The organism is Pseudomonas sp. ATCC 43928, from assembly GCF_005938665.2.
In the GTDB taxonomy this organism is placed as follows: domain Bacteria; phylum Pseudomonadota; class Gammaproteobacteria; order Pseudomonadales; family Pseudomonadaceae; genus Aquipseudomonas.
In genome coordinates, this window is record NZ_CP041753.1 from 6067292 (window position 1) to 6091482 (window position 24191).

21 protein-coding genes and 1 tRNA gene are annotated in these 24191 nt (G+C 59.3%); 13 read left to right on the forward strand and 9 right to left on the reverse strand.

What is annotated here, in order from left to right:
* Positions 1–4 precede the first annotated feature (4 nt).
* Positions 5–81 (forward strand) — tRNA-Ile (locus FFH90_RS28020).
* A gap of 340 nt (positions 82–421) precedes the next feature.
* Here FFH90_RS28020 and FFH90_RS30075 read toward each other — a convergent pair.
* On the reverse strand, positions 422–784 hold the full coding sequence (locus FFH90_RS30075) for a hypothetical protein (protein WP_168206188.1): 363 nt from the start codon (positions 782–784) through the stop codon (positions 422–424).
* A gap of 61 nt (positions 785–845) precedes the next feature.
* On the opposite strand from FFH90_RS30075, the gene FFH90_RS28030 reads away from it, so the two are divergent.
* On the forward strand, positions 846–1088 hold the full coding sequence (locus tag FFH90_RS28030; RefSeq protein WP_138866401.1) for a hypothetical protein: 243 nt from the start codon (positions 846–848) through the stop codon (positions 1086–1088).
* Between the two features lie 290 nt (positions 1089–1378).
* On the opposite strand, the gene FFH90_RS30080 is transcribed toward FFH90_RS28030, so the two are convergent.
* Positions 1379–1543: a hypothetical protein gene (locus tag FFH90_RS30080; protein WP_168206189.1), complete on the reverse strand. Its 165-nt coding sequence runs from the start codon at positions 1541–1543 to the stop codon at positions 1379–1381.
* A 238-nt stretch (positions 1544–1781) separates the two neighbouring features.
* Complete coding sequence (locus tag FFH90_RS28035; protein WP_138866402.1) at positions 1782–2426, reverse strand: peptidase M41; 645 nt, start codon at positions 2424–2426, stop codon at positions 1782–1784.
* 138 nt (positions 2427–2564) lie between these two features.
* Here FFH90_RS28035 and FFH90_RS28040 point away from each other — a divergent pair, with 138 nt between their 5' ends.
* The 10 genes from FFH90_RS28040 to FFH90_RS28085 all read left to right on the forward strand — a co-directional run bounded on the left by FFH90_RS28040 (position 2565) and on the right by FFH90_RS28085 (position 13603).
* Positions 2565–3026 (forward strand): Lrp/AsnC family transcriptional regulator, encoded by a 462-nt coding sequence (locus FFH90_RS28040; protein WP_007980298.1) that lies wholly within the window; start codon positions 2565–2567, stop codon positions 3024–3026.
* A gap of 217 nt (positions 3027–3243) precedes the next feature.
* Positions 3244–4926, forward strand: coding sequence for an NAD(P)/FAD-dependent oxidoreductase (locus FFH90_RS28045; RefSeq protein ID WP_138866403.1), 1683 nt, complete (start codon positions 3244–3246; stop codon positions 4924–4926).
* 12 nt (positions 4927–4938) lie between these two features.
* On the forward strand, positions 4939–5733 hold the full coding sequence (locus tag FFH90_RS28050; protein WP_138866404.1) for a carbon-nitrogen hydrolase family protein: 795 nt from the start codon (positions 4939–4941) through the stop codon (positions 5731–5733).
* A 107-nt stretch (positions 5734–5840) separates the two neighbouring features.
* Entirely contained in the window at positions 5841–8279 is a 2439-nt protein-coding gene (gene pqqF / locus FFH90_RS28055) for a pyrroloquinoline quinone biosynthesis protein PqqF (protein WP_138866405.1), read from the forward strand.
* A 156-nt stretch (positions 8280–8435) separates the two neighbouring features.
* Positions 8436–8510 carry a pyrroloquinoline quinone precursor peptide PqqA gene (pqqA, locus tag FFH90_RS28060; RefSeq protein ID WP_009045898.1) on the forward strand — a complete coding sequence of 25 codons (75 nt, stop codon included), beginning with the start codon at positions 8436–8438 and terminating at the stop codon, positions 8508–8510.
* Positions 8511–8594: 84 nt separating this feature from the next.
* Entirely contained in the window at positions 8595–9506 is a 912-nt protein-coding gene (pqqB, locus tag FFH90_RS28065; protein ID WP_138866406.1) for a pyrroloquinoline quinone biosynthesis protein PqqB, read from the forward strand.
* A 127-nt stretch (positions 9507–9633) separates the two neighbouring features.
* Entirely contained in the window at positions 9634–10386 is a 753-nt protein-coding gene (gene pqqC / locus FFH90_RS28070) for a pyrroloquinoline-quinone synthase PqqC (protein ID WP_007936521.1), read from the forward strand.
* Complete coding sequence (gene pqqD, locus FFH90_RS28075; RefSeq protein WP_018928829.1) at positions 10383–10658, forward strand: pyrroloquinoline quinone biosynthesis peptide chaperone PqqD; 276 nt, start codon at positions 10383–10385, stop codon at positions 10656–10658. Before pqqC ends, pqqD begins: the two co-directional genes overlap by 4 nt.
* A 4-nt stretch (positions 10659–10662) precedes the next feature.
* On the forward strand, positions 10663–11805 hold the full coding sequence (gene pqqE, locus FFH90_RS28080; RefSeq protein ID WP_168206208.1) for a pyrroloquinoline quinone biosynthesis protein PqqE: 1143 nt from the start codon (positions 10663–10665) through the stop codon (positions 11803–11805).
* Positions 11771–13603, forward strand: coding sequence for a S9 family peptidase (locus FFH90_RS28085; RefSeq protein ID WP_138866407.1), 1833 nt, complete (start codon positions 11771–11773; stop codon positions 13601–13603). The genes pqqE and FFH90_RS28085 overlap by 35 nt, the downstream gene beginning before the upstream one ends.
* A 169-nt stretch (positions 13604–13772) precedes the next feature.
* Here the strand turns inward: FFH90_RS28085 and FFH90_RS28090 are convergent, their stop codons facing one another.
* The gene (locus tag FFH90_RS28090) at positions 13773–15056 is read right to left on the reverse strand and encodes an aspartate aminotransferase family protein (protein WP_138866408.1); all 1284 of its coding nucleotides are present in this window, start codon (positions 15054–15056) and stop codon (positions 13773–13775) included.
* Positions 15057–15225: 169 nt separating this feature from the next.
* Here FFH90_RS28090 and FFH90_RS28095 point away from each other — a divergent pair, with 169 nt between their 5' ends.
* Positions 15226–16146: a LysR family transcriptional regulator gene (locus tag FFH90_RS28095; protein ID WP_028940266.1), complete on the forward strand. Its 921-nt coding sequence runs from the start codon at positions 15226–15228 to the stop codon at positions 16144–16146.
* A gap of 225 nt (positions 16147–16371) precedes the next feature.
* Here FFH90_RS28095 and FFH90_RS28100 read toward each other — a convergent pair whose 3' ends face one another.
* From FFH90_RS28100 to FFH90_RS28120, 5 genes are all read right to left on the reverse strand, one after another.
* Positions 16372–18150 carry an acyl-CoA dehydrogenase C-terminal domain-containing protein gene (locus FFH90_RS28100; RefSeq protein WP_138866409.1) on the reverse strand — a complete coding sequence of 593 codons (1779 nt, stop codon included), beginning with the start codon at positions 18148–18150 and terminating at the stop codon, positions 16372–16374.
* Between the two features lie 187 nt (positions 18151–18337).
* Positions 18338–20134, reverse strand: coding sequence for an acyl-CoA dehydrogenase C-terminal domain-containing protein (locus tag FFH90_RS28105; protein ID WP_138866410.1), 1797 nt, complete (start codon positions 20132–20134; stop codon positions 18338–18340).
* A gap of 90 nt (positions 20135–20224) precedes the next feature.
* A complete protein-coding gene (locus FFH90_RS28110) occupies positions 20225–21514 on the reverse strand; it encodes a GGDEF domain-containing protein (RefSeq protein WP_064620796.1) in 1290 nt (429 codons plus the stop codon).
* Between the two features lie 226 nt (positions 21515–21740).
* Positions 21741–23546, reverse strand: coding sequence for a phenylacyl-CoA dehydrogenase (locus FFH90_RS28115; protein ID WP_007936490.1), 1806 nt, complete (start codon positions 23544–23546; stop codon positions 21741–21743).
* Positions 23547–23823: 277 nt separating this feature from the next.
* Positions 23824–24120 (reverse strand): hypothetical protein, encoded by a 297-nt coding sequence (locus FFH90_RS28120; protein ID WP_018928821.1) that lies wholly within the window; start codon positions 24118–24120, stop codon positions 23824–23826.
* Positions 24121–24191: the final 71 nt, after the last annotated feature.

Sequence of the window (24191 nt, forward strand, 5' to 3'; positions counted from 1 at the left end):
CTGAGGGCCTATAGCTCAGTTGGTTAGAGCAGAGGACTCATAATCCTTTGGTCCACGGTTCAAGTCCGTGTGGGCCCACCAAACAAGAAAGCCGCGCATTGCGCGGCTTTCGCGTTTCTGGCTGGTCCACCACAGATACAGTCCCAGGGTCCAAGGGTACAATTTAGGTGCAGTGCTGGTTCGCCAGCCGCCAAGGCGCTTCAAGGAGGTGCCTTGGCCTACAGGTCATCCTCTGGATTGCGCAACAGCCGCAACTCACCGCGTGCAACCTCATCCGGCACCGCGAAGGAGTACCGTCCCAGAGCCGTCGCTGTTGCCGCTGACCGAAAACTGACCTTGCGGGGGTGCGGTAGCTGGCGATGAGACCCGTGCAGACGTCAAATTCCCCGGGGCCTCACATCAAAGACCGTTTGCATCTTAGTCACCGCTTGTTGAAAATCATCGTCTTTTTGCACGAATGGATACGCGCATGAAGTTCGAGAAGACCACGCAGTACAGGTCCGAGGAAGGGATCGTCTTCAATCTGTCTCAAATCACCCTCATGGAAAGCGACTGAGGTCGTCTGCGCGAGCTGCACTTTGGCGAAGCGAAACGCGCCCATTAGCAAGTCAACAGCATGGTCGTCGATATGTACGACCGAATGCAGGCTCGAAACCTGCCATGCCTGCTGACAGTCTGCATTTCCAATCCCCTCACCCGGCGATGCTATCAGCACTATGCGCGGCAACGTCGCCAAGGGAATTCGAACCTGCATGCAGGTGACGTGCTGGTCGGAGAGGTCCATGGCGGGATTGGCCCACAGCGCTCTGTCGTGACGCTGGTCATCAAGGTCTGAGGAACTGCACATGCCCTACATCATGCAAACTATCGTCCTTCTGGTGCTGGGCGCGATCCTCGTTCAGTTTCTGAAACCATACCCGCTGCGCAAGTGGCTGGGTTTGGCGCTGCTGGCAACGGGCTTGGTCAGCATCTTCAAGGTTGGTGAACAGCAGGTGCTGGGCTTTGACCTGGAGCTGCTAGCACTGCTGGCCGTGCCGCTGGGCGTGGTGCTTTTCCTGACGCGGCGGCGGTTCACGGAGGGGGACTGAAGCCCTGGCACGATTTCTCGGTGCCGTCTCTGACCCAAAATCATATGGGACAACAGTCGATCAACAGCGCGTTGATCGATGATCTTAGCGTTGGACCTTGCCGGTGGATTGGGGGTTACTTTGAACATACTGGTAACTCCTAACGTTGGTTAGATGCCGCCAAAATCACTGCTAAATGATCGGTGGCGGCTGTAACGCAGGCCAGGTGCGTCGGAAATGTGTAATGCCACATTGACCAGCCTTGCCAACTCTGCGGGCGCGGCCTAATTCTGATCCTAGACAGCACGGATCTAGCGCACATGAAAGGTCACCTGGGCCAGCGCGGCGCCGAGCCCGAACGGCAGTAGTATCGCTCGGGTCGCGGTGGGGGCCGGGCTACGCATGTCTTCAGCCAAAGCAGCCACGTCTCGGTGCAACTGTTCAATGCTGGCTTGAGTCGTGGGAGGTAAGGACATACAGCGTCTTCCTGTCGGGATCAGATCGCGCCTTGTGCGCGGCTCCGAGGCGGGTCGTGCGTCATTTTTCCTGCCTGTCGTCTAGGTTATATTTTGCGCGGACGGCGGGTTATCGGATGACGTCCGCCAAGGTTGTAGGCAAACTCCGAGAATTGCGTAATGGGCGCATTTGGGCACTTTGCCGCCTTGTTGGGCTTTTTTTCGACGGGATACTCTCCGGACGTCGCTGCCAATCAGCTTACGTCCAAACACCCAATGAAGGGATCGCCTGCACCGGCTGCAACCGCTCAAGCACTTCCCCCGTCAACACAACCTCATACGTATCCGCCGGCCGCCCCCACTGCTCCACAATGACCATGCGCTCCACCAAAAGCCCCGCCAATCCAGTAATCGTATCGGCTAACACCTCGACGATTTCTTGGGTGCGCAACCACAAGCGATCATTAATGTCTGTCAGCTCAGCAATGATGCGATCAGACGACGCTGGATCCGTATCGGGATAGGCGATGTTTCGAAGCAAGTACCGCAACTCTCTTATTTTTGCGTGATCCTGTTCCGCTCCAAACTCTCCGTTCAGGATGGCTGCCGCTTTCGACTTATCGACGCGTTTCTCGGGCGAGTGCTTTGCAGGTAATGTCTGCGCCATGGCGCCGGCGAAGAGGACCATTATCCGGGCTTCCAAATGTTCCTTCATGGCTTCGAGCGACGAAATGGACCGCGTCAAGGTAATGGAGGCCCCACCATGATGCGTCAGGCCCATGGTCACTTTCAGGGTCACATCACCCGTTTCAAAACCCAGGGCTCGGGCTACGACGTAATGCCCCATTTCGTGATTGGCAATCTGCAGTGCATAGTCGCGCAGAGCCGCAGGCATGCTCTTCATTTCGATCCCCTCGCTTCACAGCCCCTGGTTGCGCATTCGACTACGAGTGACAATTTGTGTCCATCCAATTAACCCGTTGAGGGCATGGACTGCCTGTAATATGCCAGCCCATTGCTCTGTACCGCTGGAGATGCCCCTTTGCCTGACACTCGCCCGCCCGTTCTCGACGAAATCGACCGCCAATTGATCGCCGCCTTGCAGATCAATGCCCGTGAAAGTGTGGCCATGCTTGCCCGGCAACTGGGCATCGCCCGGACCACCGTTACTTCGCGCCTGGCTCGGTTGGAAAAGGCCAAGGTGATCACCGGTTACGGTGTGCGACTGGGTCAGCGTGTGGTGGATGGCGGGTTGCAGGCTTACGTCGGGATTACGGTGCAACCGAGGTCTGGCAAGGAAGTGCTGCGACGACTTAGCGCCATGGCTCAGGTGCAGCAGCTGTGTGCGGTGAGTGGCGAGTTTGATTATGTGGCGTGGTTGCGCACCGATTCGCCGGAGCAGCTGGATCAGTTGCTGGATCAGATCGGCAGTGTGGATGGGGTGGAGAAGACGACGACTTCGATCATCCTGAGCAGCAAGATTGATCGGGGGCAGCCGGTTTGAGGCCTTCGGTGTCTGGTCGGAACTCTTCGCGGGCAAGTCGGATCGTCGCACTGCTCACACCTACAATATGTAGTGATGCATCGTCATACTGATAAAACAATTAGCAAAACGACGACACATTGCGTCTTATTAACGTGTTCTACGCTCTCTAGAATGGCTGCCATCTTTTCCTATACTCAGACGCGCATCCTGCGTCGGGTCGCCAGCAAGGTCAGCCATGAACAAGAACAATCGCCATCCTGCAGACGGTAAAAAACCAGTCACCATTTTCGGCCCGGACTTTCCTTTCGCCTTCGATGACTGGATCGAGCACCCGGCCGGCCTGGGGAGCATTCCAGCGCACAATCACGGCGCCGAAGTGGCGATCGTCGGGGCTGGCATTGCCGGTCTGGTGGCCGCCTATGAACTGATGAAACTGGGCCTCAAACCTGTCGTCTACGAAGCCTCGAAAATGGGCGGTCGTCTGCGCTCCCAGGCGTTCAACGGTGCCGAAGGCATCATCGCCGAGCTCGGCGGCATGCGCTTCCCGGTGTCGTCCACTGCGTTTTATCACTACGTCGATAAACTCGGCCTCGAGACCAGGCCCTTCCCGAACCCGCTGACCCCCGCGTCTGGCAGCACGGTGATCGATCTGGAAGGCAAAACCCATTACGCACAGAAACTGGCGGATCTTCCTGCACTGTTCCAGGAAGTGGCTGACGCTTGGGCCGATGCCCTGGAAGACGGTTCTCGCTTCGGCGAGATCCAGCAGGCGATCCGCGATCGCGACGTGCCGCGCCTCAAGGAATTGTGGAACACCTTGGTGCCGTTGTGGGACGACCGCACGTTCTACGATTTCGTCGCCACCTCCAAAGCCTTCGCCAAGCTCTCCTTCCATCACCGCGAAGTGTTCGGCCAGGTCGGTTTCGGCACCGGCGGCTGGGACTCGGACTTCCCCAACTCGATGCTGGAAATCTTCCGCGTGGTGATGACCAACTGCGACGATCACCAGCACCTGGTGGTCGGCGGCGTGGAACAAGTGCCGCAAGGCATCTGGCGCCATGTGCCGGAGCGTTGCGTGCACTGGCCTGAAGGCACCAGCCTCAGCTCGCTGCACAACGGCGCACCACGTACCGGCGTGAAGAAAATTGCCCATGCGGCAGGCGGCCGTTTTGCGGTCACCGACAACTGGGGCGACACCCGCGAATACGCAGCGGTGCTGACCACTTGCCAGAGCTGGCTGCTGACCACCCAGATCGAATGCGACGAGAGCCTGTTCTCGCAAAAGATGTGGATGGCCCTGGACCGTACCCGCTACATGCAGTCGTCGAAAACTTTCGTGATGGTCGACCGCCCGTTCTGGAAGGACAAAGACCCGGAAACCGGCCGCGACCTGATGAGCATGACCCTCACTGATCGCCTGACCCGTGGCACGTACTTGTTCGATAACGGCGACGACAAGCCTGGGGTGATTTGCCTGTCGTACTCATGGATGAGCGACGCCCTGAAAATGCTTCCACAGCCAGTGGAAAAGCGCGTGAAGCTGGCGCTGGATGCGTTGAAGAAGATCTACCCGAAAGTCGACATCGCCGCGCGGATCATCGGCGATCCGATCACCGTGTCGTGGGAAGCCGACCCGCATTTCCTCGGGGCCTTCAAGGGCGCCCTGCCCGGTCACTACCGCTACAACCAGCGCATGTACGCGCACTTCATGCAGGACGACATGCCGCCCGAGCAACGCGGGATTTTCATCGCCGGCGATGACGTTTCATGGACGCCGGCGTGGGTTGAAGGCGCGGTGCAGACCTCGCTCAACGCGGTATGGGGCATCATGAAACACTTCGGCGGTGAAACTCACGCCGAAAACCCGGGTCCAGGAGATGTGTTCAACGAGATCGGTCCGATCGCCCTGCCCGAGTAAGAGGAATCCGAAATGCGCGTAGCCCTTTACCAATGTCCACCGCGGCCCCTGGATGTCGCAGGCAACCTGCAACGCCTGCATCAACTGGCGCTGGAGGCCAAGGGCGCGGATTTGCTGGTGGGGCCGGAGATGTTCCTGACCGGCTACAACATCGGCATAGACGCCGTCAGCGTGCTGGCGGAGGTGCACAACGGTGAATCGGCGCAGCAAATCGCGCGCATCGCCAAGGCAGCCGGGATCGCCATTCTGTATGGCTACCCCGAGCGTACCGAGGACGGGCAGATCTACAACGCCGTGCAGTTGATCGACGCCCATGGCGAGCGGCTGTGCAACTACCGCAAGACTCATCTGTTCGGTGACCTCGATCACTCGATGTTCAGCCCCGGGTCGGATGAGTTTCCGTTGGTTGAACTCAATGGCTGGAAGCTTGGCTTTTTGATCTGCTACGACCTGGAGTTCCCGGAGAACGCCCGGCGTCTGGCGTTGGCCGGTGCCGAGCTGATCCTGGTGCCGACGGCGAACATGATTCCCTACGATTTCATCGCCGACGTCACCGTCCGCGCCCGGGCCTTCGAAAACCAGTGTTATGTGGCTTACGCCAACTACTGTGGGAGCGAGGGCGAGATCCAGTATTGCGGCCAGAGCAGCATCGCCGCGCCGGATGGCAGCCGTATCGCCCAGGCCGGCCTTGATGAAGCACTGATTGTCGGTGAGCTGGATCGCCAGCTGATGATCGATTCCCGCGCCGCCAATCGCTACTTCCTCGATCGCCGTCCCGAGCTTTACGACGCGCTGAACAAGCGCTGATCCACTTAGGGGGCGTTCTCAATATGTTTCCCCGGCGCAGTGTGGAAACTCATTGAGAACGCCCCCTAATCCGCTAGCATTAGCGCTTCTCTGTTCTGGAAGTGCTCATGCCTGCGCTGAATCACCCCCACCTTCACACTGAAACCCTGGCCAACGGTCTGCGGGTGACGCTGCGTCATGCTCCCGGTTTGAAGCGCGGCGCCGCTGCGTTGCGGGTCGCTGCCGGCAGTCACGACGTGCCATCGGCCTGGCCGGGGCTGGCGCACTTTCTCGAGCATTTGCTGTTCCTGGGTACAGAGCGCTTTCCCGCAGGACAAGGGCTGATGGCCTATGTGCAAGGTCATGGCGGGCAGGTGAATGCGCGCACCAGCGAACGGACGACGGACTTCTTTTTCGAACTGCCGCCCCAGGCGTTCAGCGCTGGGCTGGAGCATCTGTCAGACATGCTCGCCCATCCGCGTATGAATCCAGACGATCAGCGGCGGGAACGGGAAGTGCTGCACGCCGAATTTGTCGCCTGGTCGCGGGATGCCACAGCCCAACAGCAATTCGCGCTGTTCGACGGGCTCTCGGCGGCTCACCCGTTACGGGCGTTTCATGCTGGCAACCGTTACAGCCTGCCGATTCCGCAGCCCGAGTTTCAGCAAGCGTTGAAGGACTTCCATCAGCAGTTTTATCAGACCGGGCAAATGACGTTGAGCCTGGCCGGCCCGCAGAGTCTCGAAGAATTGAAAGGGATGGCGCAGGCGTTTGCCATTGCCATTCCCGCCGGTAAAAAAGTCCCCCAGGCAAAGCCCAGCCTGTTGATGGATTCATCGGCCAATAATTATCAACAGGCTGGAGAACGTCGACTGGATCTGCTGTTCACCTTCGAAGGGCTGCCCGACTCATCGCCCGAAGCGCTGGCGTTCCTGTGCCATTGGCTGACCGCCGCAAAACCCGGCGGCCTGTTGGCGCAGCTGCGAGACAGCGGGCTGGCAGACAACCTGAAAGCCGCGCCGCTCTACTGCTATGCCGGGCAAGCCTTGCTGCACATCGAATTCACGCAGCCCGCAAACGCCACGCAATCGGGCAGCGTGATCCGCGAACGGCTTCTGGATTGGCTGGGCTTTTTTGCCTCCCGTCAGGATTGGGCTCAATTGCGCGAAGAGTACGCAACCCTGCAGCAGCGCCAACAGCAAGTCAGCAGCGCCTTGCAACTGGCCCAACGGGACAGCGAGCAACTTGAACCGGAATTATCCGAACAGGGCGTTGTTGCCCTCAAGGCAATCCTGAAACAAATCGGCGCTGTGGATAACTTCACCGGCCAGTGGCAACTGCCGCCCCCCAACCCGTTTTTGCGTACCGAGACTCCAGCCCCGAATGCCGGCTTGATTCGCGGCCAGACCAGCGCCCACCGTGGCCTGCGGACCTTTGCCCAGGATCGCTCGCGCAGTCGCCGCGAACGTTCGCCGATGCAGTTCAGTCAGGAGTTGCCGGATAACACGGATGAAGGCGCGGTTTATCTGCGCTGGCGCCTGGAGTCCGCGCCTCACGGCCGTCTTCAGACCAATCTGGAAAACAACCTGGGGCCGTTGCGCGAGGATGCACGTCAGGCCGGTGTCGACGTTTCCTTCAGCGCATCGGGCAATGAGTGGCTGCTGAAACTGACGGGCCTGCAGGAACCGATGCCAACAGTCCTCGAACATGTGCTGAAAGCGCTGACAAAACCTGATGCGCGTTTCTTACAGGATGCACCGACGGCCACCCCATTGATGCCGATTCGACAGCTGCTCAAGGCGCTGCCCGATCTATGCACTGAACACACCGCAGCCTCGGATGACTTGCAGCAACTCTGGTCGAGTGCGCGTTGGGATGGCCTGGCGACCGGATTGTCGGCCCAGACGCAAGCGGCGATGGGGTTGGCGTTGAGTCGTGTGCCGGGAACGCCAGACCATCAATCGACGTCACCTCTATCGATCGGCTCACAGCATCTCTGGAGCGCCATCGATACCGGCTCCAGCGAACACGCGCTGTTACTCTTTTGTCCGACGGCAACCCATGACATCGCCGACGAAGCTGCCTGGCGCTTGCTCGCACACGTGTGCCAGACACCGTTCTATCAACGCTTGCGGGTGGAACTGCAACTCGGTTACGCGGTGTTCAGTGGCCTGCGCCAGATCAACGGTCAGACCGGGCTGTTGTTCGGCGTGCAATCGCCGAGCGTCGCGCCTCTGGACTTGTTGCAGCACATCGAACAATTCCTCGGCGAGCTCGAAAGGATGATCGAAAGCATCGATGAGCTGACCTTCATCGCCCAACGCCAAGCCCTGGCCGATCAATTCGACAGCACCGCCCTGCCCAACACCCAGGCCGCCGAACTGCTCTGGCAAGGCAAACTGGCCGGCCACTCGTCGGATTATCTGGGCCTTTTACCTCAAGCGATTCTGAAGATCGACCGCAAAGCCTTGCTGGCCGCGGCACAGCGACTGAATATGGCCGAAGGTGGCTGGCGCTGTCTGGCCAGCGGAGCTTGCCCGACTACGCGCTGGCAAGTGGCAAAATGATCATTACCGGCGCTGCAATTAGCTTTCTCAAAGATTCGCAGCCAATCACTCTGTAATTTTGAGTAACATAGCCACCTAACTATCTGAACATCTCCGGCTGGAGGTGGACTATATGTGTAGGTCTCAACTGTCCCATCCACCTGAAGGAGCGCTTCTATGTCCTGGTCCAAACCTGCTTACACCGACCTGCGTATCGGCTTCGAAGTCACCATGTACTTCGCAAGCCGCTAAGCTCTGCCGTTTGGTAGAGAATGCAGTGCTACGCCTCGGCTTGCCGGGGCGTTTTTATTTTCAGTTTTCAATGATGGAGCGGCCATGTTTGTCCAGATTCTAGGTTCCGCCGCCGGCGGCGGTTTCCCCCAGTGGAACTGCAACTGCGCGAACTGCGCAGGTTTTCGCGACGGCAGCCTGCGGGCCGAAGCGCGTACCCAGTCGTCCATCGCGATTTCCGATGATGGCGTGAACTGGGTGCTGTGCAATGCTTCGCCGGACATCCGCGCCCAGCTCCAGAGTTTCGCGCCGATGCAGCCGGGACGCGCGCTGCGAGATACCGGCATCAGCGCAATCATCCTGATGGACAGCCAGATCGACCACACCACCGGCCTGCTCAGCTTGCGCGAAGGCTGCCCGCATCAGGTCTGGTGCACCGACATGGTCCATGAAGACCTGAGCACCGGGTTCCCGTTGTTCACCATGCTGACCCACTGGAACGGCGGGTTGAACTGGAACCGTATCGAACTCGATCAGAGCTTCACCGTCCCGGCCTGCCCGAATCTGCGCTTCACCCCACTGCCTCTGCGCAGCGCCGCCCCACCCTACTCGCCGCACCGCTTTGACCCGCATCCGGGCGACAACATCGGCCTGATCGTCGAAGACCTGAGCACCGGCGGTAAACTGTTCTACGCACCGGGCCTGGGCAAGGTCGATGCTCCGCTGCTGAAGATCATGGCCAGCAGCGATTGTCTGTTGGTAGACGGTACGATGTGGGACGACGACGAAATGCAGCGCCGTGGTGTCGGCACGCGCACGGGTCGGGAAATGGGCCATCTGGCGCAGAACGGCCCCGGCGGCATGCTCGAAGTGCTGGAACAACTGCCCAAGCAGCGCAAAGTGCTTATCCACATCAACAACACCAACCCGATTCTCGATGAGAATTCGCCAGAGCGTGCGGAGCTGGCCCGTCGTGAAGTTGAAGTGGCTTATGACGGCATGAGTATTGTGCTGTAGCGGATGGCCTCTTCGCAGGCCAACCACGCTCCCACAGGGATAGCGTTATCTCTGTGGGAGCAGGCCTGCCCGCGAAGGCGTCAGACCAGACACCAAAGAATCCACCGGTTGTTCCCGGAGAACCGCAATGACTGATACCCCAATGTCCCCCGCCGAATTCGAAGCGGCCCTGCGCGCCAAGGGCGCCTATTACCACATCTATCACCCATATCACGTGGCGATGTATGAAGGTCGGGCGACTCGCGAGCAGATCCAGGGCTGGGTCGCCAACCGCTTTTACTATCAGGTGAACATCCCGCTCAAGGACGCCGCGATCTTGGCCAACTGCCCGGACCGCGAGATTCGTCGCGAGTGGATTCAGCGCCTGCTGGACCATGACGGCGCCCCCGGTGAAGACGGCGGTATCGAAGCCTGGTTGCGTCTTGGGCAAGCGGTCGGCCTCGACCCGGATCAGTTGCGCTCCCAAGAACTGGTGCTGCCCGGCGTGCGTTTCGCCGTGGATGCCTACGTCAACTTCGCCCGCCGGGCCCGTTGGCAGGAAGCCGCCAGCAGCTCATTGACCGAACTGTTTGCGCCGCAAATCCACCAATCGCGCCTCGACAGTTGGCCGCAGCATTACCCGTGGATCGACCCGGCCGGTTACGAATATTTCCGTACACGCCTGGGCCAGGCTCGCCGGGATGTGGAGCACGGTCTGGCAATCACGTTGCAGCATTACACTACGCGGGAAGGCCAGGAGCGCATGCTGGAAATTCTCCAGTTCAAACTGGACATTCTTTGGAGCATGCTCGATGCCATGAGCATGGCCTACGAACTGAACCGCCCGCCGTACCACAGCGTGACCGAACAGCGGGTCTGGCATAAAGGAATCACCTTATGAGTTTTGATCGCAGCAAAACCCCGACCTGGCGTCCCGGCTACCGTTTCCAGTACGAACCGGCGCAAAAGGGCCATGTATTGCTCTACCCCGAAGGCATGATCAAACTCAATGAGAGCGCCGCGCTGATCGGCGGCTTGATCGATGGCCAGCGAGATGTCGCGGCCATCATCGCCGAGCTCGACAAACAGTTCCCCGGCGTGCCCGAGCTCGGTGACGACATCGAGCAATTCATGGAGGTCGCCCGTGCTCAGCACTGGATCGAACTTGCCTGATTCCGTGTCAGGCAAGTTACCGCCCAAGCCCGAAATCGGCCTGCCCCTTTGGCTGCTGGCCGAGCTGACCTATCGCTGCCCGTTGCAATGCCCGTACTGCTCCAATCCGCTGGATTTCGCCGAGCAAGGCCGGGAGTTGACCACCGAGCAGTGGATCAAGGTCTTTCGCGAAGCCCGGGAAATGGGCGCGGCGCAGTTGGGCTTTTCCGGTGGTGAACCGCTGGTGCGCCAGGACCTCGCCGAGTTGATCGCTGAGGCGCGCAAACTGGGGTTCTACACCAACCTGATCACCTCCGGCATCGGCCTCACCGAGCAGAAAATCAGCGACTTCAAAAAGGCCGGCCTGGACCACATCCAGATCAGCTTCCAGGCCAGCGACGAGCAGGTGAACAACCTGCTGGCCGGCTCGAAAAAGGCCTTCGCGCAAAAACTCGAAATGGCCCGTGCGGTGAAGGCGCACGGCTATCCGATGGTGCTGAACTTCGTCACCCATCGGCACAACATCGACAAAATCGACCGGATCATCGAGCTGTGCATTGCCCTTGAGGCAGACTTCGTCGAACTCGCGACGTGCCAGTTCTATGGTTGGGCTCAGCTCAATCGGGTCGGCCTGCTACCGACCAAGGAACAATTGGTTCGCGCCGAACGCATCACCAACGAATACCGCGCGAAACTGGAAGCCGAAGGGCATCCGTGCAAGCTGATTTTCGTGACGCCGGACTATTACGAAGAGCGTCCGAAAGCCTGCATGAATGGCTGGGGCAGTATTTTTCTGACGGTCACACCAGACGGAACCGCCCTGCCCTGTCATGGCGCCCGACAGCTGCCGGTGCAGTTTCCCAACGTGCGCGACCACAGCATGCAGCACATCTGGTACGACTCGTTCGGCTTCAACCGCTTTCGCGGTTACGACTGGATGCCCGAGCCGTGCCGCTCCTGCGACGAGAAAGAAAAGGACTTCGGCGGCTGCCGTTGCCAGGCGTTCATGCTCACGGGTGACGCGAGCAATGCCGACCCGGTGTGCAGCAAGTCGAAACATCACGGCGTGATCCTCAAGGCCCGCGAAGAAGCCGAGCACGCGACCCAGACCATCGAACAACTGGCCTTTCGCAATGAACGAAACTCACGCCTCATCGCCAAAAGCTGAACCCTTGAGCGCCGCCAGGGCCGTCGCGGCCGGCATCGACTTCGCCGAGTTGCAGGTCGGGCCACATGGCCTGTTCTGGAACGAGTACCGCCCCGAAGATGCTGCCTGCCGAGTCTGGCAGTGGCGCGACGGTCAGGCCCATTGCCTGACGCCACCCACGTTCAGTGTGCGCAGCCGGGTGTACGAATATGGCGGTGGCGCGTTTTGTCTGACCGATGACGGGCTGGTGTTCGTCAACGAGGCCGATCAGCAGCTGTATCGGCAATCGCTGAGCGATGAGACGCCTGAGGTGCTGACTTCAAGTGAATGCCGGTACGGCGATCTGCACTTCGCCAACGGGCAAGTGCTGGCGGTGGAAGAAAACCGCGATCGGCATCGCCTGGTGGCGATCGATCTGGCAGATGGCCGACGCCATCTGCTGGCCGAAGGCGCTGATTTCTACGCGGCACCGACCTTGAGTCCTGACGGTCGACGTCTGGCCTGGATCGAGTGGAATCGCCCGGATCAGCCCTGGACCGCAACACGCCTGATGGTTGCCGAACGCCAGCGCGATCACACCTTTGCGCAGCCGCGTTGTGTGGCCGGTGACGGTGCTCAGGAGTCACTGCAACAACCGGGATTCGATGACAGCGGCCGTCTGTATTGTCTGACTGATCGCGGCGGTTTCTGGCAGCCGTGGGTGGAGTCGACAGAAGGACTGAGCCCACTCCCGAGCACTGCTGCCGACCATGGACCGGCGCCCTGGCAATTGGGTGGTTGCACCTGGTTACCGTTGAGCGAAGACACTTATCTGGCCAGTTGGACCGAAGAGGGTTTTGGGCGACTGGGGCTTTGTCATGGCGATGGCTCCCGTGAGGATTTCACGGGCGACTACAGCCGCTTCCGCCATCTCGCACAGGATGAACAGTTCATCTACTGCATCGCTGCTTCGCCGGTCAGTTCGGCGTCGGTGATTGCCATTGACCGCAAGACCCGACAGGTGAAGACCCTCGCCGGTGGTGTTGTCCCCCTGCCGGCCGATCAGATCAGCCGCCCGCAAACCCTGCGTTATCCGAGCGGTTCGGGCGAGGCCCATGGGTTCTTCTACCCGGCAATGAACGACGATACGAAACCGCCCTTGGTGGTGTTCATTCACGGCGGCCCGACTTCGGCCTGCTACCCGATGTTCGACCCGCGAATCCAGTATTGGGCACAACGCGGCTTCGCCGTGGCCGATCTCAACTACCGAGGCAGCAGCGGCTACGGCCGTGCTTATCGCCAGGCGCTGCATTTGAGCTGGGGCAAGGTGGACGTGGAAGATGCCTGCGCAGTGGTCGGCTACCTGGCCGGGCGCGGACTGATCGACGGCGATAAAGCGTTTATCCGTGGTGGCAGCGCCGGCGGGTACACCGCATTGTGCGCATTGGCCTTTCACAAGGTCTTTCGTGCGGGTGCCAGCCTGTATGGCGTCAGCGATCCCGTTGCGCTGGGCCGCGTCACGCACAAGTTCGAAAGCGATTATCTGGACTGGTTGATCGGAGACCCGGTAGAGGACGCTGAACGCTACGCCGCGCGCACGCCGCTGCTGCACGCGAACAACATTAGCGTTCCAATGATCTTCTTTCAGGGTGAACTGGACGCCGTGGTGGTGCCGCAACAGACCCGCGACATGGTCAAGGCATTACAGGACAACGGCATTCTGGTCGAAGCGCATTACTACGCCGACGAACGCCATGGCTTTCGCAAGGCCGGCAACCAGGCCCATGTGCTGGAGCAGGAATGGATGTTTTATCGGCGGGTGATGGAGTTGGCGGACTGAAATCGTAGCGCCCCATTCGCGGGCAACCATTGATCCTGCTATCGCTCAAGCACTGAAATGTCTTCGGCAAACCGCAGAGACAAAAAAACGCCCCACGCGAAAAGAATCAAACGTGGGGCGCTGCGTTATACCGCGAGACGGTTCGGAAATTCGTGTAGGGCGGGTCTGATCAGACAGCAATACCTTTGCGGCACTGCAGTTGCGCGGTGCGCACGCGGGAGAAGGCGCGGGCCAGACGCAGGAGCATTTCGTCGATATTGGCCTTGCTGACCGTAAGGGCCGGGGTAAAGCGCAGGCAATCGGCTTGCGGCGCATTGAGCAGCAAGCCTTCGTACAACGCAGCCTTGACTACGGCGTCGGCCGAATCGTCGGACAGATCGAGCCCCCAGAGCAGCCCTTGCCCACGCAATTCGCCGTGACCATAGCGATGGGCCAGACGACTCAGGCCTTCGCCCAGATGCTGAGCGGTTTCCCGCATATGATCGATAAAGCCCTTGTCCTGCACGCTGTCGAGCACGACAAGCCCGGCGGCACTCATCAACGCATTGCCATGATGAGTGCCGCTCATTTCGCCGATTTCGAAACAACAGGCCTTGCCTCGCGCCAACAATGCCGCCAATGGCACGCCACCACCGAGCCCTTTGCCGAGCACCACGATATCTGCCCGCACACCGTAGGACTGTTCGGCAAGCAATGTGCCGCAGCGACCGACGCCGGTTTGCACTTCGTCAAATATCAGCAGAATGCCAAGCTCACGACACAAGCGCTCGACGCCCTTGAGGTAGTGCTCGGTAGCGGGAATCACCCCGGCCTCGCTCTGGATCGGTTCGAGCATGATCGCGACCGTCTGGGCATCCACGGCCGCATGCAAGGCGGGCAGGTCATTGAACGGGACATGGCTGAAGCCCGGCAACTGTGGCTCGAATCGGTTGATCAGATTCGAACTGTCCGACGCAGAAATCGTCCCGAGGCTACGACCATGACAGCCTTTACTGGCCACAATGATCCGCGAAGCGCCGCCACGATGTTGCTGGCCCCATTTGCGCGCCAGTTTGATCGCCGCTTCACAGGCTTCGCTGCCACTGTTGAGCAGGTACGCCTGGTCACTGCCGGTACTGGCGCAGAGCCGGTCGGCGAGGTTGAGCACGCCGCGGTTGTGCAGTCCGAAACCCGGATTGATCAGCGACTGAGCCTGCTCCGAAATCGCTTTGACCAGTGCTGAAGGGCTATGTCCGAGGCTATTGGCGCCGCCACCCTGTGAGAAATCCAGGTAAGCGCGGTTATCGCTGTCCCACAACCAGGAGCCTTGGCCACGCACGAAAATCTGTTTCGGTCGTTCGACACTGGGCATCAGGCACTCGCTGGAAAAGTTGTCGCTTCTGGCCGGCAGGGAAGTGTCCATCGCCAGGTCATCAAGGCTCGGTGGCTTGCGTCGCAGGTTGAACAGATTCATCGGATAAAACCTCGTCCGAGGTTTTTTGCCTTGCCTATGTAAACACCATCGCTGTAAACGGTATTCATCGTGCTTTATGGCCCTGTAAGCCTTGTGAATGCGGTTAGACTAGGCGTAGGCAAGGCACTGAGCCATTTCGATTTCTCAGCATTTTCGATAAGTATTACTTATGGATTTCAAACAACTGCGTTATTTCGTCGCGGTCTACGAAGAGGGCCACGTCGGTCGGGCCGCCGAGCGGCTTTCTATCTCCCAGCCTGCGTTGTCCCAGCAGATCCGCCAACTCGAACAGAACCTCGATGTAAGCCTGTTCGAACGCAGCAGCAAGCGTCTGCTGCCAACCCTGGCGGCCCACACGTTGTACAACCATGCCCTGCCCTTGCTCGATGGCTTGCAACGCGCGCGCGAAGCCTTGGGCAATTTCAAGGGCAAGGCGCTGCGAACCTTGGCCATTGGCGTACTGCAGACCGTCCACTCCAGCCTGGTGCCGCAAATGCTCGAACGCGTGCGCAAGGCACAGCCGCATCTGGTGGTGCAGATCTATGAACTGACCGGCCTGGAAATCGAGCGGCGACTACTCAATGGTTCGCTGGACATCGGGATCAGTTACCTGCCGCCCCGTCAGCCGGGTTTGCACGGCGTGCCGTTGTACGAAGATGAGCTGACCCTTGTCATCCCGGCGGACCATCCGTTGCGCGAATTCAAGAAGGTCTCCATGAGCCAGGCGGCCGAGTTGCCCATGTTGCTGTTGGGTGAAGAGTTCCAGGTGCGGCAGATCTGGCAGGCACAACTGGCCAGTCTTGGGCGCCGGCCGCAGGTGCAGGCCGAGCTGAACAACATGGCGGGGATTCTCGACAGCCTGCCGCACACGCGGCTGGCGACTGTGCTGCCCGGACGCTCGCAAAAGACCCATGGCGACCAAGAGTTGCTGTGGAAACCACTGAGTGAGCCGCGGGTGCCGCTGAAAGTGGGGTTGGTGTGTCGGGATGTGCAGCGGCAACAGGCTTCGCTGGCGTTGTTGCGGACATTGCTGGAAGAGGTGATGGATGAACACTTGCGTAGCCCGACGGCCCTGGATGGGTTGAGCTGAACTTTTTTGCAGGCAAAAGAAAACCCCGCCGAAGCGGGGCTTTGCAGACTGTTTCCCTGACATCCATTTCACTCCGCCGTCCTGGCAGAATCCTACGTGTCCGTGTTGTTGCTTTGCGCTTCCTGCGCGACGTCCATGTGAAGTAGATTAGCTCTGGATCCAATCTGCGCATATGGGAAAACAGCAGCACGTCATGTAAGAGAATGCTTACATGACGTTACAGAGTCAGAACTGTCCTGCGTCCAACAGGAACAACGATTCGCTTCCCGCCTTTACCGACGCGCTCAACGAGTGAATACGTGGCAGCAGACGAGCGAAATAGAACCGCGCCGTACCCAGTTTGCTCGCGTAGAAATCGTCCTGCGCTTCTTTGCCGAAGGCTGCCTTGGCCATCAGTGCCCACATGTAGGCATAGGCGGTGTAACCGAATGCTTGTAGATACTCGACCGAAGCAGCGCCGATTTCGTTCGGGTTGTTTTTCGCCCGGTCCAGCAGCCATGCGGTCAGATCGTCGAGGGTGCCCACTGCATCGTTCAGCGGTTTGGTGAACTCCGCCAAATCAACACTGGCCGTCGCGGTGAAATGACGAATCTCGTCAGCGAACAGTTTGTAGAACGCCCCGCCGCTGCCGACGATCTTGCGCCCGACAAGGTCCAGCGCCTGAATACCATTGGTGCCTTCGTAGATCTGCGTGATACGCACGTCACGAACCAGTTGCTCCTGGCCCCACTCACGGATGTAGCCGTGGCCGCCAAAAATCTGCTGGCCATGAACTGTGGTTTCAAGCCCCAAATCGGTCAGGAATGCCTTGGCAACAGGCGTCAACAGTGCGACCAGGTCTTCTGCGCGCTTGCGGGTGGTGGCGTCTTCGCTGAACTTGGCGGTGTCCAGTTGCATCGCCACGTAAGTGGAAAATGCACGGCCGCCTTCGTTCGAGGCTTTCATGGTCAGCAGCATGCGACGCACGTCAGGGTGGACGATGATGGGGTCAGCCACTTTGTCCTTGTTCTGCGCGCCGGTCGGCGAACGGCTCTGCAGGCGGTCGCGAGCGTATTCAATGGCGTTCTGGTAGGAACGTTCACCCGAGGCCAGGCCCTGGATGCCGACACCCAGACGCTCGTAGTTCATCATGGTGAACATCGCCGCCAGGCCTTTGTTCGGCTCGCCGACCAGGTAACCCACGGCTTCGTCGAAATTCATCACGCAGGTTGCGGATGCCTGGATACCCATCTTGTGTTCGATCGAACCACAGGTCACCGGGTTGCGCGCACCGAGGCTGCCATCGGCATTGACCATGAACTTCGGCACCAGGAACAGCGAAATACCTTTCGGCCCTGCTGGCGCGTCCGGCAGCTTGGCCAAGACCAAGTGGATGATGTTCTCGGTCAGGTCGTGTTCGCCGCCGGTGATGAAGATCTTGGTGCCGCTGACCTTGTAGGAACCGTCAGCCTGAGGTTCGGCCTTGGTGCGGATAATCCCCAGATCAGTACCGGCGTGCGGCTCGGTCAGGCACATGGAACCGGCCCAGACACCGGCGTACATGTTCGGCAGGTACGCGGCTTTCAGCTCTTCGCTGGCGTGGGCGTTGATCGACAGGCAGGCGCCGGCGGTCAGCATCGGATACAGACCGAACGACAGGCTGGCGGAGTTGACCATTTCTTCGACCTGCGCCGAAACCGCCTTGGGCATGCCCATGCCGCCGTAGGTTGGATCGCCACCGACACCGACCCAACCGCCTTCAGCGTAGGTCTGATACGCCTGTGGGAAACCGGCCGGGGTGGTGACGGCACCGTCGGCCCAGTGGCAACCTTCTTCGTCAGCCGCACGGCTCAGGGGCGCGATGCTTTTGCTGGTGACCTTGCCGGCTTCTTCCAGAATGGCTTCGACGGTTTCAGCATCGACGGTCTCGGCGAGCGCTGGCAGTTCGGCCCAGAGTTTGGCGACCTCGAAAACTTCATTGAGGACGAAGCGCATATCGCGCAGGGGCGCTTTGTAGTCAGCCATGGCAAACCTCGCAAGATCTAAACAGGTGGTTCGTAGGAATAGTGATTTCGCTGTGTCCGAGTGTACCTCAACAACTTTTACGACACATAGGGTCAGCCAATGACCGATTTGTTATTTTTAGTCACTGAGCTGTTCTTCATAAAGAAGCCCGCAGCAAGGCGGGCTTCTTTATGGCTGATTTGAATGATTAAAGTGCAAACAACTCCGCCGGCAACTTCATCAGGCAATCGCTACCCGCCTCGATGGCCGCCCGATGAGCAGCCGTCCGCGGCAGTAAACGCTTGAAGTAAAACTCGTTGGTCGCCAGTTTGCCTCGGCAGTAATCGGCATCACCGCTGCCCGCCTCCAACTGCGACTGAGCCACCAGCGCCATGCGTAGCCACAGGTAGCCGTGGATGATGTAGCCGCAGTACATCAGGTAATCCACCGAAGCGGCGCCGACCTCATCCGGATTTTTCATCGCAGCCATGCCGATCCTGGTGGTCAATTCACCCCACTGCTGATTCAGATCGTTGAGTTGCGCCACATAACCGCCGAGTTGCGGGTGCTCAGCGTTTGCCGCACAGAACTTGTGGACGATTTTAGTGAAGCCGCGCAGCAGTTTTCCCTGACTGCCAAGGACTTTGCGCCCAAGCAGATCCAGCGCCTGAATGCCGTTGGTGCCTTCATAGATCGGCGCGATCCGGCAGTCGCGAACCAACTGCTCCATGCCCCATTCACGAATGAAACCGTGGCCGCCAAACACCTGCATGCCGAGGTTGGTCACCTCCAGCCCGGTGTCGGTCATGAAGGCTTTGCAGATCGGTGTGAGGAACGCCAGCAAATCCTCGGCGTCCTGACGCGCCGTTTCATCCGGGCTCAGGTGCGCAGCGTCCAGCAACTGTGCGGTGAAGTAAGTCAGCGCCCGGTTGCCTTCGTTGAAGGCCTTCATGGTCAACAACATCCTGCGCACATCGGGATGCACGATGATCGGGTCGGCAGGTTTTTCCGGAGCTTTCGGGCCGGTCAGCGAGCGCATTTGCAGACGGTCGTTGGCGTATTTGACCGCACCCTGGAAGCTCGTCTCCCCCAGACACAAACCTTGCATGCCGGTGCCGAGCCGCGCGTGGTTCATCATGGTGAACATGCAGTTCAGGCCCTTATTCGGCTCACCGATCAAGAAGCCCTTGGCATCGTCGAAATTCAGCACGCAGGTGGCCGAGGCCTTGATGCCCATTTTGTGTTCGATCGAACCGCAGGAAACGCCGTTGCGCTCGCCTGCCTCACCCTCGGCATTGGGTAGGAATTTGGGCACGATAAACAGAGAAATGCCTTTGGTCCCCGCTGGCGCGTCCGGCAATTTGGCCAGCACCAGATGAATGATGTTGTCACTCATGTCGTGCTCACCGGCGGAGATGAATATCTTGCTGCCAGAGATCGCGTAACTGCCATCGGCCTGAGGCACGGCGCGGGTCTTGATGATGCCCAGATCGGTGCCGCAATGGGCTTCGGTCAGGCACATGGTGCCGGTCCATTGGCCTGCGGTGAGTTTGCTCAGGTAGGTCTGTTTCTGTTCTTCAGTGCCATGGGCATGGATGGCCGACATCGCACCATGGGTCAGGCCGGGGTACATGCCCCAGGACGTGTTACTGGAGCCGACCATTTCGCTGATGACCAGCCCCAAGGAACTTGGCAAGCCCTGGCCGCCGTAAGCCGGGTCCGCCGCCAGACCATGCCAGCCGCCTTCCACGTATTGTGCGAATGCTTGCTTGAAGCCTGTAGGCGTTGTGACCACACCGTTGTCGAAATGGCAGCCTTCTTCGTCGCCGCTGCGGTTCAGCGGTGCGAGAACGTTCTCACAGAATTTCGCGCCTTCTTCGAGAATCGCATTGACCATGTCCGGGCTGGCATCGGTGGCCCCCAGCGCGGCGTAGTTGCTGTGAAAATCAAACACGTGATCGATCAGAAAGCGCATGTCGCGCAGGGGAGCTTTGTACTCGGGCATGTTCATTTCTCCGGCAGCAGATGGCTCAAACCTACTGCCGTGCATCACACCTCACAATCACAGTCCAGACGCTGAATGCGCCATCATCACTCAACCCGCAGCGGCGTCCATGCGCACTGCGCCACGGCGGTTCTGACCGAAGGCCATCACACAGTTTCGCCCCGCGCCCTTGGCGCTGTAGAGCGCCTGGTCGGCGGATTTGAGCACTTCTTCGGGGGTGCGTTGTTCCAGGCGTTCGGCGACGCCGATGCTGACGGTGACCGAAACACTCGAGGCACCCGAACCCGCGCGACGCTGGCGTCCCTGCTGGTCATCCTGGGGACGGCTGTCCTGATTGCGCAGCTGGATGTTGTAAGTGGCAATGGATTCGCGGATGACCTCCAGATGCGGCATGCACTCTTCGAGGGTCTTGCCTGCGAACACCAAGGCAAATTCCTCACCGCCGTAGCGATATGCCCTACCGCCACCACTGATTTTCGACAGCTTGCTGGCGACCAGACGCAACACTTGATCGCCGACATCGTGGCCGTGGGTGTCGTTGAATTTCTTGAAGTGATCGACGTCGCTCATCGCCAGCACGTAATTGCGCCCCAGCCGTTGCATGCGCTCGTTCAGGGCGCGGCGCCCCGGCAGGCCGGTGAGTTCGTCGCGGAAAGCCATCTGATAGGCCTCATGGGCAACCGCGGCGGCAATCATCAACATCACCTGGCTGCACATGATGTTGAGGGTGAAGGGCAGGATGAAGGTTTTCGGCAACATCCAGAACAATCCCAACAGCCCCACCAATTGCGCAGCGTGCAAGGGTCTTGGGTTGCGCCAGTATTGCCAGGCCAATAACAGGAACGAGGCGAGGAACACGGGATAAGACAATTGGATCAGGCTCATCCACGCACCATGCAACGCCGGCCAGCGGATCTCCGACAGCCACATCAGCAGCGCCTGTGGGTAACTTTGCTCCAGCCCCAGCGCCACACTGCCGAACGCCAGCAACACAGCGAAACGCGCCACCATGTCCTGGAACAGGTGAGTACGCTCTTGCCAGGCAGCGAACAAGCCAAACAGCAACGGCAACAACAGACAGCACAGATGGAACACCACCGCGGCGTCTTCACGAACCTTGCCGTTGTCGCGGTAATAGTCGGTCTGGGTGTCGAGCAGGAAGTAGGCGATGTACACCGTGACCATCAGAAACAGTTCACGCTGACGTCGATAAACCGCGCAATACGCACCGCCGAGCAACAGCACCAGAGTGGGCAGCACGTTGAACAGCGAAGTGAAGAAGACGTTGAGATCCTTGACGTAGGCAGCCGCAAGCCCCGCGAGCAACAACAGCAGCGATGGCAAAAAATGGCTGAAACGTACAGCGGAAGAACGCGGCAAGGGTAAAGCTCCGACCCGGCAAACAAAGATGGCATTGTGCCTGCATTTGGCGCAGCTAAGCACGTGCAACGTGACAGGCGTCACATCGCAGCCTCTTTAACGGCAGCAAAGTCGTTCTTCTTAGCGTTTTAGTCAGGAATATTTAAAGACGTGATCGTTTGCGTCAGGCATAAAAAAGCCGCTGCTTCCGAGGAAGCAGCGGCTTTGTGAAGAGACTGCGTAGGGCTTAGTAACCCAGTGCGAAGTCTTCTTCTTTCATGTCCATCAGGTTGTTGGCGCCCGACAGCATGGTTGCAACGTGAGTGCGGGTACGCGGCAGGATGCGCTGGAAGTAGAAGCGCGCAGTCTGCAGCTTGGCGGTGTAGAACGCCTCTTCGGTGGTACCGGCAGCCAGTTTCTCGGCCGCCAGACGCGCCATGTCAGCCCAGAAGTAGGCCAGGCAGGCGTAACCGGAGTACATCAGGTAGTCCACGGATGCTGCGCCGACTTCTTCGCGATCTTTCATGGCCGCCATACCGACCTTCATGGTCAGCTCGCCCCATTCTTTGTTCAGCGCAGCCAATGGCTCGACGAACTCTTTGACCGCGTCATTGCCTTCGTTGCTCTGGCAGAACTTGTGGACGATCTTGGTGAAGCCCTTGAGCGCTTCGCCTTGAGTCATCAGCACTTTACGGCCCAGCAGGTCGAGTGCCTGGATGCCGGTGGTGCCTTCGTACAGCATCGAAATACGGCTGTCGCGAACGTTCTGCTCCATGCCCCACTCGGCGATGAAACCGTGGCCACCGTAGATCTGCACGCCGTGGTTGGCGGATTCGAAACCGACTTCAGTCATGAAGGCTTTGGCGATCGGCGTCATGAAGGCCAGCAATGCGTCGGCTTTCTTCTTCTCTTCTTCATCGACGCCGTATTTGACGATGTCGACTTGCTTGGCGGTGAAGTAAACCATCGCACGGTTGCCTTCGGCGAACGCCTTCATGGTCAACAGCATGCGACGAACATCAGGGTGAACGATGATCGGGTCAGCGGCTTTGTCCGGCGCTTTCGGGCCAGTCAGGGAGCGCATTTGCAGGCGATCGCGAGCGTATTTCAGGCCGCCCTGGAAGCCGATCTCGGCGTGTGCCAGACCTTGCAGCGCGGTACCCAGACGTGCGGTGTTCATAAAGGTGAACATGCAGTTCAGGCCTTTGTTCGCCGGGCCGATCAGGTAACCGGTGGCCGCGTCGAAGTTCATCACGCAGGTGGCGTTGCCGTGGATGCCCATCTTGTGTTCCAGGGAACCGCAGCTCACAGCGTTGCGCGCGCCGATCGAGCCATCTGCGTTCGGCAGGAATTTCGGCACGATGAACAGCGAGATGCCTTTGGTGCCGGCAGGTGCGTCCGGCAGACGTGCCAGAACGATGTGGACGATGTTGTCGGCCATGTCGTGCTCACCGGCCGAGATGAAGATCTTGGTGCCGGACACTTTGTAGGAGCCGTCGGCCTGAGGTTCGGCCTTGGTGCGCAACATGCCCAGGTCAGTGCCGCAGTGCGGTTCGGTCAGGCACATGGTGCCGGTCCATTCGCCGGAAACCAGTTTGGTCAGGTAAGCCTCTTGCTGCTCAGGCGTGCCGTGCTCGGAAATAGTGTTCATCGCGCCATGGGACAGGCCTGGGTACATGCCCCACGACCAGTTGGCCTCGCCAACCATTTCGCTGACAGCCAGGCCCAGAGACTCCGGCAGGCCCTGGCCGCCGTGCTCTACATCGTGGGCCAGGCTAGGCCAGCCGCCTTCGACGAATTGCTTGTAGGCTTCTTTGAAACCGGTCGGGGTTTTAACGCCCGACTCGCTCCAGGTGCAGCCTTCGGTGTCACCCACGCGGTTCAGCGGAGCCAGCACCTGCTCACAAAACTTGGCGCCTTCTTCGAGAATGGCGTCAACCATGTCCGGAGTTGCGTCCTGGCAAGCCGGAAGGCTCTGATAGTGCGCTTCGTAGCCGAGCAGTTCGTCACGAACGAAGCGAATATCACGCAAGGGGGCCTTGTAGTCAGGCATAGCGATAAACCTCTGCTGATGTAACCGGGAATGAACGACCGTGGTGATTTGTTGTGACGGTCAAACAGTTGTTTGAAACATACGTTTACGCCCAAACCTTGTCAAGCGCCGATCTTTTGCCGTTCGTCTTCGATCTATGAAAATCTTGGGCGCGCAGTGGCGCAACGTCGTTGATTGAGCAACACGTCATGTAGGAGAGATTAGTTGAGGGAGAAGGACTTACGCAGAAAAACGCCGCGAACAGGCGCGGCGCTGGGGTAGTGAATTCAGTGAGGAATCAGGCGAAGGTATCGATCAACGTACCGAGCATTTCATCGGAGGCCTTGGCGACTTTGACGCCAAGTTCCACCTGGAACTTGCCTTGAGACATCTCGACCACATTGCTGGCCAGATCCGATTGCTGGCTGCGGTCTACCGAGCGCAAACGATCGACCTGAACCTCGGAGGACTGACTGGTGACCGAACGCTCGATGGTGTTGTTGGCGATCTGTCCCGAAGCCTGATCGACGCGGCTCTGCCCTGTCTGAATAGTGCTCAGACCGGCATAGAAAGCGGTGTTTCCTGAGATTTCCATGGGAGAACTCGTCCTACAAAGGATCAACAGCGGCCATTGAACCAGACACGCCGCTAAAAGGCCCGACAAAA